The 9,210-nt window shown below is 68.7% G+C and carries 8 protein-coding genes; 1 reads left to right on the forward strand and 7 read right to left on the reverse strand.

Features of this window, described 5'->3' with window-relative positions; genetic code table 11:
* Window positions 1–250: 250 nt before the first annotated feature.
* Complete coding sequence (locus tag JWP54_RS04050; RefSeq protein WP_297367632.1) at window positions 251–787, reverse strand: NUDIX hydrolase; 537 nt, start codon at window positions 785–787, stop codon at window positions 251–253.
* Between the two features lie 327 nt (window positions 788–1,114).
* A complete protein-coding gene (locus JWP54_RS04055) occupies window positions 1,115–1,471 on the reverse strand; it encodes an LPXTG cell wall anchor domain-containing protein (RefSeq protein WP_297367635.1) in 357 nt (118 codons plus the stop codon).
* On the opposite strand from JWP54_RS04055, the gene JWP54_RS04060 reads away from it, so the two are divergent.
* Complete coding sequence (locus JWP54_RS04060) at window positions 1,445–1,759, forward strand: sterol carrier protein domain-containing protein (RefSeq protein ID WP_297367638.1); 315 nt, start codon at window positions 1,445–1,447, stop codon at window positions 1,757–1,759. The genes JWP54_RS04055 and JWP54_RS04060 overlap by 27 nt on opposite strands.
* Before the next feature lie 7 nt (window positions 1,760–1,766).
* On the opposite strand, the gene JWP54_RS04065 is transcribed toward JWP54_RS04060, so the two are convergent.
* From JWP54_RS04065 to JWP54_RS04085, 5 genes are all read right to left on the reverse strand, one after another.
* Window positions 1,767–2,603 (reverse strand): hypothetical protein, encoded by an 837-nt coding sequence (locus tag JWP54_RS04065; RefSeq protein WP_297367640.1) that lies wholly within the window; start codon window positions 2,601–2,603, stop codon window positions 1,767–1,769.
* A complete protein-coding gene (locus JWP54_RS04070; protein WP_297367642.1) occupies window positions 2,603–3,640 on the reverse strand; it encodes an ABC transporter permease in 1,038 nt (345 codons plus the stop codon). Before JWP54_RS04070 ends, JWP54_RS04065 begins: the two co-directional genes overlap by 1 nt.
* Before the next feature lie 26 nt (window positions 3,641–3,666).
* The gene (locus JWP54_RS04075) at window positions 3,667–5,214 is read right to left on the reverse strand and encodes a sugar ABC transporter ATP-binding protein (protein WP_297367645.1); all 1,548 of its coding nucleotides are present in this window, start codon (window positions 5,212–5,214) and stop codon (window positions 3,667–3,669) included.
* 147 nt (window positions 5,215–5,361) lie between these two features.
* The gene (locus JWP54_RS04080) at window positions 5,362–6,414 is read right to left on the reverse strand and encodes a substrate-binding domain-containing protein (RefSeq protein ID WP_297367647.1); all 1,053 of its coding nucleotides are present in this window, start codon (window positions 6,412–6,414) and stop codon (window positions 5,362–5,364) included.
* Window positions 6,415–6,449: 35 nt separating this feature from the next.
* On the reverse strand, window positions 6,450–9,210 hold a 2,761-nt coding region (locus tag JWP54_RS04085), incomplete at its 5' end, for a DUF5107 domain-containing protein (protein WP_297367650.1).

The raw sequence follows: 9,210 nt of genomic DNA on the forward strand, positions 1-9,210 counted from the left end.
ACCCGGCCAACCCGATCGGCCCACCCCGGCCCCAACCGCCGACCGTGGGACCGACAACCCCGAAGCGACCCGCGGACGACAGCTACCTGATGCCGCGGCACCAGCCCCCACGCCACCCCTCGCCACCGGTGCCCGAAAACCCGCCGTTCTAAGTCTCTAAGTCGGCCTCCTCAGCAGGAGTAGTCATGGATCCATCGTTGCTTCGTGTACCGGGCAGGTAGCCAGGCATCGCTGCAGGCAGCCGGCACCGCTATCGGCTTTCCCGATCGAGAACCACGTAGGTGTACGCGGCGATGGTCGCAGCATCCACGATGTCGCCCTCGCGGATCATGCGGCGGAAGTCATCTTCGCTGAACCACTGGTGCACCATGTCTTGCTCGGTGAGCTCACGCTCCGGTGGCCCCGGGGTGAGCTCGGTAGCCAAGTAGAGGTCGCAGCCCTGACTGCTGTGCCCGTAGGCGCTGTAGTAATAGCCCAGATGGCGCACCTTCGCGGCGCGCATCCCGGTCTCCTCCTGCAACTCCGCCCGAGCCAGGTCCTCCTGGCTGCCGCCTTTCGCCTCGGGCCACGATCCCTGCGGGAACTCCCACGCGCGCCGCCCGACCGGGTACCGGAATTGTTCGACCAGCCAGAACCCGTCGTCGGCGTAGGGCACGACAATGGCGAAGTCGGGCTTGTCCACCACGCCGTACAGGCCCGGAGATCCGTCCGGTCGGCGGACGACGTCTTCCCGAACGGTCATCCAGGCGTTGCGATACACCTCACGGGTTGAAACGGCTTCAGTCATGGTGCCCACTTTCGTTGGCTCGTCGTGCTCGCTCATCAGTCGTCCGCTTTTGCGCGGCGCCGCTTGCTGACACCGAGTCCCCCTGCGCCGACGATGAGAAGCAACACCACAGCCACAATGATTTGGGGATCGATGAGGTTCCTCCTTGGCAGGCGGACCCGAATCGGTAGATGAGATCTCGCTTGCCTCGACGCTAACAGCCCGGATGCCTGAAGCGCCCCACGATACGAGTTCCGTTGTCTCTACGCGCCCCACAACGGGGCCGCGGAGGCGGCCCGACGAATCGGGAACCTCCTCGGCGCATCACCCGGCCGGCAACGTGGCTAGCTAAGCGCGCTGGCGGCGCCGGAAGAGCAGCGCGCCGGCTCCGGCGGCCAGAAGGGCGAGTGCGGCACCGAGCACCGGACTAAACGAACTGACCCCGGTGTTGGCCAGCGCCGAGGTCGCGGCTCCCGAGGCCACCACGGTGAATGCGATTTCCGCGGCTTCTCCATTCGCTGCCGCCACCACAATGCGGTGAGCGCCGGCTTCGGTGTCGACCGGGATGGTGACCTGCGTGCCGAAGGTGCCCTGCGCATCCGTCATGACGGCACCGAGTCGCACCGGCGAGGAGTGCAGCACGAGCGTGAGCTCTTCAGCCGCGGTGAAGTCGTCGATGTGCCCCAGGCACTCGAGGCCCGCCATTTCGCCGCCGACGGCACACTCGTTCTGAAGGTCACCGACGGGCTGGGTCTCACGGCGGGCACCTTCTCGCTCAAGGTGCAGGGCGGCACGGCCCGGGTCACCGCATCCGATGAGGTACCCGACCTGGAGCTGGACATCGCCGCGCTCTCCTCGATCTACCTGGGCGCGGTGAACCCCGTGTCGCTGGCCGCGGCGGGCACGGTGCACGAGAACACCGCGGGTGCGGCGTTCCTGGCGGCGAGGCTCTTCGCCGTGGAGCGGCCCGCGCACTGCCTGACACACTTCTAGGCGGCGGTCACTCAGCGCTCGGCGTTGCGCTCAGCTGCAGCCACCAGTGGAAGGGCCGCCCGTGTTCGAGATATTGGATGCGTTCCTCGGCCACCGCTCGAGCTGCCGAGTCGCCGAAGGCAGTCGAGGGCTCGATCGCGACGACGGGGGTGGAGGTGAACTCGCCTCCGTCCCAATACAGACCGAGGTAGGGCAGCAGCACCCGGTCCCAGGCGAGCGTGAGGCTATCCCCGTTGGCGTGCACAACCGAGGCGCTCGCCCGCGATCCAGAGCCGAAGGCCTTGATCGCAGTGGCGCCAACGGCTGCCGGCCAGTCGCGCGGCTTTCCGCTGCGCGGGTACTCCTCGATGAGTCCTAACATCGGCCCAGGCACCACGATGCGGGTACCCGGGTCGGAGGCGAACAGTGGATGCGCGCACCAGGCCAGCGGAACCGGCCCTGACGCATCCGTCGTTGCCGTGTACGCCAACCGGATGCCCGCCGCGGTTCCCTGCACCCGCCGGCTGAGCGAGATCGGCAAGCTGGCCAGCCTCACACTGGTCTGAACATGCGTCTCGTCGAATGAGTCAAGCGCCCACGCACTTTGCCACGCGTCGCCGTGGTCCGCCAGCTCCGTTCCACTGAACGCCGTGGTGCCAGGAACCGGACCACCCTTCAGAGTGCAGGCCGCGACGGTGGGGACCACCTCATCCCAGCCGCCGCTGCCCGCCTGCACGAACACCCCCGGCCACCGAGGGCCGCTGGGGGCGAGCCACTCCCGACCGCCGGAGGTGAGACTGGTGATGCGGGCGCCGTCGGCGACATCGACCTGAACAGTGATGCCGCCGCCGCTGACCGAGCGCATCAGCCGGGCAGGCCGATGCGGCGTTCGCCCGAGCGCAGCTGCTGGATCACCACGGCCAGCACGAGCAGTGCACCCTTAGCCACGTTCTGCCAGAACGAGTTGACTCCGAGTAGGGTCATGCCGTTGGTGAGGATGCCGAGCAGGATCACGGCGAGGATGGTGCCGGCGATGGTCCCCTTGCCGCCCTTGAGCGCCGCGCCGCCGAGCGCCGCGGCGGTGATGGCCTCGAGTTCGAGGCCCTCTGAGCCCGAGACCGGCTGCCCCGACCCGGTACGGGCGGTGATCAGCAGGCCGGCGATGGCGGCGACGGCACCCGTGGCGACGTACACGCCGATGAGGTAGCGGTTGATGTTGATGCCGGCGAGGCGGGAGGCGATATCGTTCCCGCCGACGGCGTAAATGTTGCGGCCGATGCTCGTGTAGCGCAGCACCACGTGGGCGAGCAGGGCGATGATCACGAGCACCAGAATGAGCGTCGGCACCCCGAGAATGGAACCGCGGGCGAGGAAGACGAAGAAGCCGTCTGCACCGGTGTAGCCCTGAGCTCGACCGTCGGAGATCAGCTGCGCCACACCCTTGTAAGCCGCGAGAGTGGCCAACGTCGCGATCACCGGGTTGACCCGGCCGAAGACGATGATGCAGCCGTTGATCAGGCCGCAGAGCATGCCGATGCCCACGGCGCCGACCACGCCGAGGAACGGACCGGTGGCGGTGAAGATCATCGCGGACGACACCGAGGTGAGCCCGGCGATCGATCCCACCGAGATGTCGAGGGCGCCCATGATGATCACGATGGTCTGCACCACCGCGAGCAGGCCGGAGATGGCAATGGCGGTGCCGATCACCCGCAGATTGCCGACCGTGAAGAACAGCGGGTTCTGGCTGCCGATGACGGCTACGACCAGGGCGATGGCCATGAGCAGGGAGATGTTCTGCACGCCTACGACCTCGAGCACGCGCCGCCAGGCGCTCGGCCGGGCGCCGGTGTCGAGGGGAGGCTGCGACCGCAGTGTCGCGGTGGACTGTGTTGTGGGCACCGGAGTGCTCCTTTCCGGAGGGCTGCTCATGAGAGGGAAACTGTGAAGTCGGGATCGGCGGCGGATTCGTCCATGGCGAGCGCCAGGATCTGCTCTTCGGTGACACTGGCGCGGGCGAGTTCACCGGTGATGCGACCACCGGCCATCACGTAGATGCGGTCGGAGAGCCCGATCACCTCGGGCAACTCGCTCGAGACCACGAGCACGGCCACGCCGGCCTGGGCGAGTTCGTCGATGATCGCGTAGATCTCCGACTTGGCGCCCACGTCTACGCCGCGAGTGGGTTCGTCGAGCACCAGCAGGCGCGGATGCGTCGCCAGCCACCTGGCCAGCACCACCTTCTGCTGGTTGCCACCCGACAGGTTGCCCACCAGCTGTTCGCTGGAGGGGGTGCGGATGCCCAGCCGGGCAATGTACTCGGCGGCGAGAGCCTTCTCATCCGCGGACTTCACGAAGATCCAGCGGCTCAGGCTGCGCAACCGGGCCAGCGCCACGTTGTCGCGCACCGAGCGCTTGAGCAGCAGGGCCTCGGCCTTGCGCTCCTCGGGGGCGAAGCCGATGCCGGCGGCGATCGCATCCGCGGGGGCCTTGAAGCTCATCGCGGTGCCGCCCATGAGCAGCTCCCCGCTGTCGATGCGCAGGTCGCCCACGATGATCTTCATCAGCTCGCTGCGTCCGGCGCCGACCAGCCCGGAGACGCCGACGACCTCGCCGGCCTTCACCTCGAGGTTGATCTCGGTGACGTGGCTGTTGGTGACGCCGCGAAGCTCGAGCACCGTGTCCCCGGGCACAACGGGGTCGCGGTGGAAGAACTGGGACAGGTCACGGCCCACCATCATCCGCACCAGGTCGTCATGGTCGGTGTCGGCGGTGACCTTGGTGCCCACGAACTTGCCGTCGCGGAGCACCGTAATGTTGTCGGAGAGTTCGAAGATCTCCTGCATGCGGTGCGAGACGTAACCGATGGCCACTCCCTCGTCGCGCAGCTGACGAATCAGCTTGAACAGGATGACAACCTCTTCGTCGCCGAGGGAGGAGGTGGGTTCGTCGAAGCAGATCACCGAGGGACTGTCGACCAGGGCCCGCATGATCTCCACGATCTGGCGTTGCGCCGGGGAGAGGGCGCTGCCCAGGGTCTCCGGGCGGATGACCCTCTCGAAACCGTAGCGGCGCAGGTCCTCCTCGGCGCGGGCGAACAGGGCCGCCCGGTTGAAGATCATGCCCTGCCGGCCGAGCGCTCCCACGTAGATGTTCTCGGCCACGGAGACGTGCAGCAGCACCTCGGGTTCCTGCGCGATGACCCGCAGGCCCGCCAGCCGGGACTGCCGGGGATCGGTGAAGCGCACCTCGTCGCCGGCCAGGGTGAGCGTGCCGGCATCCGGCTGCAGGTCACCGGTGAGGATCTTGAGCAGCGTGGACTTGCCGGCACCGTTCTCGCCCATCAGCGCGGTGACCTCGCCGGCACGCAGCTCGAGGTGCACGCCCTGCAGCGCACGCACCGGGCCGAAGCTCTTCTCGATGCCCACGGCGCTGAGCATGACGGTGCCGGATGCCGGTGCAATTGTCTTGACCATGGCTGGATGTGCCTTTCGGTAGCCGGGTGGCTGAGGTGCGGGAAAGCAGAGGTGAGGCGGGGGTGAAACCGGGTGCCGGGGCGGGAGCGACGGATCGTTCCCGCCCCGGCAGATCGACCTCACTGCGATCGAGTGGAACGGGTGGGCCTAGGTGCAGACCACGCCCTTCTCTTCCCAGTTATCGGCGTTCACGATCTCGGTGTTGGCGATCGACACTGGCGGCAGCTCGGTGCCGTCGCGCAGCAGCGCCACCATCGAGTTGATGGCGGCCTTGCCCACCTCGGCGCCGGAGATGAACAGCGACGCCTTGTTGCCGGTGTCCTGGCCAGCGGCCCAGTCCTTGCAGGTGAGGTACGCGCCCAGGCCCACGCCGATGATGTTGGCCGGAGCCACACCGGAGTTCTGCAGTGCGGTCACAACACCGGTCTCGCTCTCGTCGTTGCAACCCCAGACGACCCAGTTCTTCACGCCCGCGTTGGCGGTGATGATCGCGCCGGCCTTGTTCTGGGCATCCGTGGCGGAGTTGTCGGTGCCGATGTCGACGATCTCGGGCATGTCAGACACGGCGTCACCGAACGCGGCAGCAGCACCCTCGACGCGCTGGGTGCACGCGGTGAGGTCCTGCTTGTAGGCGGAGATGATGCGGGTGTCCGCGGCGGTCCAGCCGGCCTCGGTGTAGAGGCGGGCGGCCTCACCACCGACGAGTTCACCCATCGAGGTGCCGTCGAAGCCGGAGAACGGGGCCTCGGCGCCGCTGGCGTCGGCGATGATGTCATCCGACGCCATCAGCGGGATGCCGGCGGCCTTGGCGGCCTCGATCACCTGCGGGCCGATCTGCTGGTCGGGCACCACGATGACGATGCCGTCGACCTTCTGGGCGATCACGGAGTCGAGCTCGCTGATGGCCTTGTTCGAGTCGGTGCCGAGGTTCACCACCTTGATGTCCACGTCGCCGAGCTCGGCTGCGGCGGCCTTGGCGCCGTCGGCCTGGTCGACGAAGTACTGCTGGTCGCCCTGCTTCTGCAGGTACGCGATGGTGAGCTTGCCGCTCTTGGGTCCGGCGGCGGCTGGCCCCTCGGTGGTCTCCATGCCCGACGAACAGGCGCTGAGCCCCACGATCGCGATCACGGCGACGGCGAGAGCGCCCATGCGGCGGCGTTGCCGAGCTGCACTGGGACGCACTGCACTGGTTACGTTCATGCTGTTTTCCTTCTTCCCTTGGTGTCTCATCAGCGTCACTGCCGGTGAGGGGTGGTGGTCGCCGAAGCGGCCTGGGCGGTCGAACCCGCGGTGAGTTCGTCCAATCTGGTGCGCAGGGTGTGCACGTAGGTGTCGTGCACACTCTGGGGGTCGTCGTGAAAGAGCAGCATCGCTGGCAGCGATGTCGCGAAGTAGTCGACATGGGCCGGGGTGACCGCGAGTTCGGTGAGGTAGTCGTCGAACGCGTCAACGAGCGTAACGGCAGCGGCGTGCTCGTCCAGTCGGCGCAGCGCCCGAATCGAGAAGAGCGTCTGTTCGCTGAACCGGCGGGTGCTCATGTCGATGAAGTCGCCGGTGGCGTGCGCGGCGTGTGTCCAGGCGGCACTGGCGCCGGCGTCGTCACCGGACGCGAACAACGCCTCGCCGAGCAAGAAGTGCAGGTCGGCCGAGTTGGCGAGCGGATGCCGGGCCTCGCCGAGCGATTCCGGCGGCGTGATCGCGGCACGCACGTGCTGCAGCGCGGCGGCAGGGTCGCCGGCATCGAGTTCCCGCTCGGCCAGGGCGGTGCAGACGTTCTGCCAGGCCAGGAGCACCTGGCCTTCGCCGCCCTCCCAGGGCTGGAACACCCGGCCGAGCATGAGCTCACGTGCCTCGGCGGGGCGGCCGACCGTGGTGAGAAGCTGCGCGTGCACCACGGTGAGGTCGTCGCGGCGGCCGGCCAGCTGCCGATGGGCCTCGATGCGGTCGAGCCTGTCGGCGGGGGTGGCGCCGGTGCGGGCGAGCAGCTGGTCGTACTCGTAGAGCAGCTTGGCGTCCTCTGGCGCGTGGGCGGCGGCGGCCTCGAAGTGCTCGAGGGCGGTCGCCGGGTCGCGCCGCACGTTGTAGGCGGCGATTCCCAGGTTGCGGTGCACGAGAGCGGATGTCTCAGCATCCGGCGCATGCTCGGCGGCCGTCTGCCACACGGCGATCGCATCGCTGTAGCGTTTCTTGTCGTAGTACCAGGAGCCGAGGAGCGCAGCGGCTCGGGCGTCGGAGGGGTCGGCGGCGAGGGCCGCTTCGAGTGCGGCGACGTCGGCGAGCCTGGAAGGCAGGCAGTGTCGGGCGGCGGAGTGGCGGGCATCCTGACGGGCAGAGGCCGCCTCGTCGGCTCGACCGACCGCCTCGAGCAGCCGGGCACGGTGGTAGTGCGCGAGCGGCGCCACCTGCACCTGACCGAGCGCGGTGTCGGTCGAAGCGAATACGGCGGTGGCCAGGAGCTCCAGGGCGGTGTCGGTGTGTCCGGTCTCGGCGTACTCCAGGGCCACGTCGAGCAGGGTGGGCGCGTCGGTGGAGAGCTCGAGACCGGCGAGGTGGCGAGTCCACTGGTCCAGAGGGTCGCGGGCGAGCTGCTCGGCGAGCACGGTATCGGCCTCCACGGCGGCGCCGCTCGTGCGCAGGGTGAGGGCCAGCAGCGCGTTGGCCTGCAGGTGTTCAGGGTTGTGGCGCAGCAGTTCCACCAGGGCATCGCGACTGGCGGCGAGGTCGCCGGATCGGGCGTGCAGCCGGGCCAGCGCGTGGCCGGCCGGCACTCGCCAGGCATCGTTCCAGGTGGCCTTGGCCAGGTAGTCCTTGGCTTCGGAGTCGCGGCCCTGGTGCACGAGAGTGATGCCGAGCCGGTAGTGCCCCTCGCCGTCTGCGGGGTTGGGCACCCGGGCGAGCAGCCGGTCGATGGCGGTACGCAGGTGCGTCTCGGCGTCGGCGAACAGGCCGGCGCGTTCGAGCCGGGCGGCCAGAGCCACGTTGCAGCGCACGTCGCCGGTGTCGCGGCGCAGGGCCTCTTCCCAATACGGCTCGGGCGCACGGGTGGCGTGCCGGTACTGGTCGAGGTACTGCCCGGTGTAGAAGAGTTCGTCGATCGAGCCGATGCTGGCGGGGTCGGCCGGCTCCGTGGCCGGGGCGGGGGCCACCGGCTCCGCGGTGGGTTCGCGCGGGGTCCAGCTCACGAGCACGGTGTCGCCGGCCAGCCCAGCGCCGCTAGCCTCAGCGCCGTTAGTCCCGGTGCCGCCGGTCTCAGCAGCACCGCTGCGCACGGTGAGGGTGAGCTCGGTGGGCTGGTAGACACCCTCGAGTTGCAGTTCGTGCCGGTAGCCGTGGCCGGGGGCGAGCGGCGCGGTGGTGGTGAAGACGACGTGGCCGTCGGCATCCGTCAGTTCGATGGTGGCCGCTTCGATCACGCGGGTGGCAGCGACGGCGATGCGCACGGTGGTGGCCGGGCCGTCGGGGGTAACGTCGAGGCGCACGGCGGCGTCGCGGGAGGCCTGGTGGGCGGCGCCGAGCTGGCTGATCGGGTACCAGTACTGGCTGAAGGTCTTGGTCTCGCCGGGGGCGATGAAGCTGAAGTCGGGCTGGTTATCGGTGAACGCGCCGGCCATCAGCTCCACATAGGGGCCGTCGCCGTCGGTGAGGTTGCGATCCCAGGCCCAGCCGAACTCGGCGTTACCCCAGGTCCACTGCTTCTTGCCCGGCGCCATGGTGTGGTCGGCCCAGTAGACAAAGCCGGCGTCGAGGCCGTGGTCGTAGCCGACGAAGAAGTCGTCTTGCGTGGCGACGTCCATATAAGAGGTGGGCACCGGGATGTTGCGGTACCAGTCGAGCCGGTCGCCGTCGGGGCGGTCGGCGGTGACCTGGGCGGGGTAGTCGACGCCGTAATAGTGGCCGTCGACGGCGGGGAAGGTGGCGACGGCGCGCTTGGCGTGGTCGGCGACGAACTCCACGTCGGTGGGGAAGAACGACTGGTAGTCGTCGTTGACGGCTGCC

Origin of the sequence: Cryobacterium sp., from assembly GCF_025463825.1 — a bacterium.
Lineage (GTDB): Bacteria > Actinomycetota > Actinomycetes > Actinomycetales > Microbacteriaceae > Cryobacterium.

What these genes read in the sequence shown, in the direction of transcription:
- JWP54_RS04075 (WP_297367645.1), bottom strand. Translation starts at nt 5,214, where the DNA reads ATGGTCAAGACAATTGCACCGGCATCCGGCACCGTCATGCTCAGCGCC.
- JWP54_RS04065 (WP_297367640.1), bottom strand. Translation starts at nt 2,603, where the DNA reads ATGCGCTCGGTCAGCGGCGGCGGCATCACTGTTCAGGTCGATGTCGCC.
- JWP54_RS04050 (WP_297367632.1), bottom strand. Translation starts at nt 787, where the DNA reads ATGACTGAAGCCGTTTCAACCCGTGAGGTGTATCGCAACGCCTGGATG.
- JWP54_RS04080 (WP_297367647.1), bottom strand. Translation starts at nt 6,414, where the DNA reads ATGAACGTAACCAGTGCAGTGCGTCCCAGTGCAGCTCGGCAACGCCGC.
- JWP54_RS04055 (WP_297367635.1), bottom strand. Translation starts at nt 1,471, where the DNA reads ATGGCGGGCCTCGAGTGCCTGGGGCACATCGACGACTTCACCGCGGCT.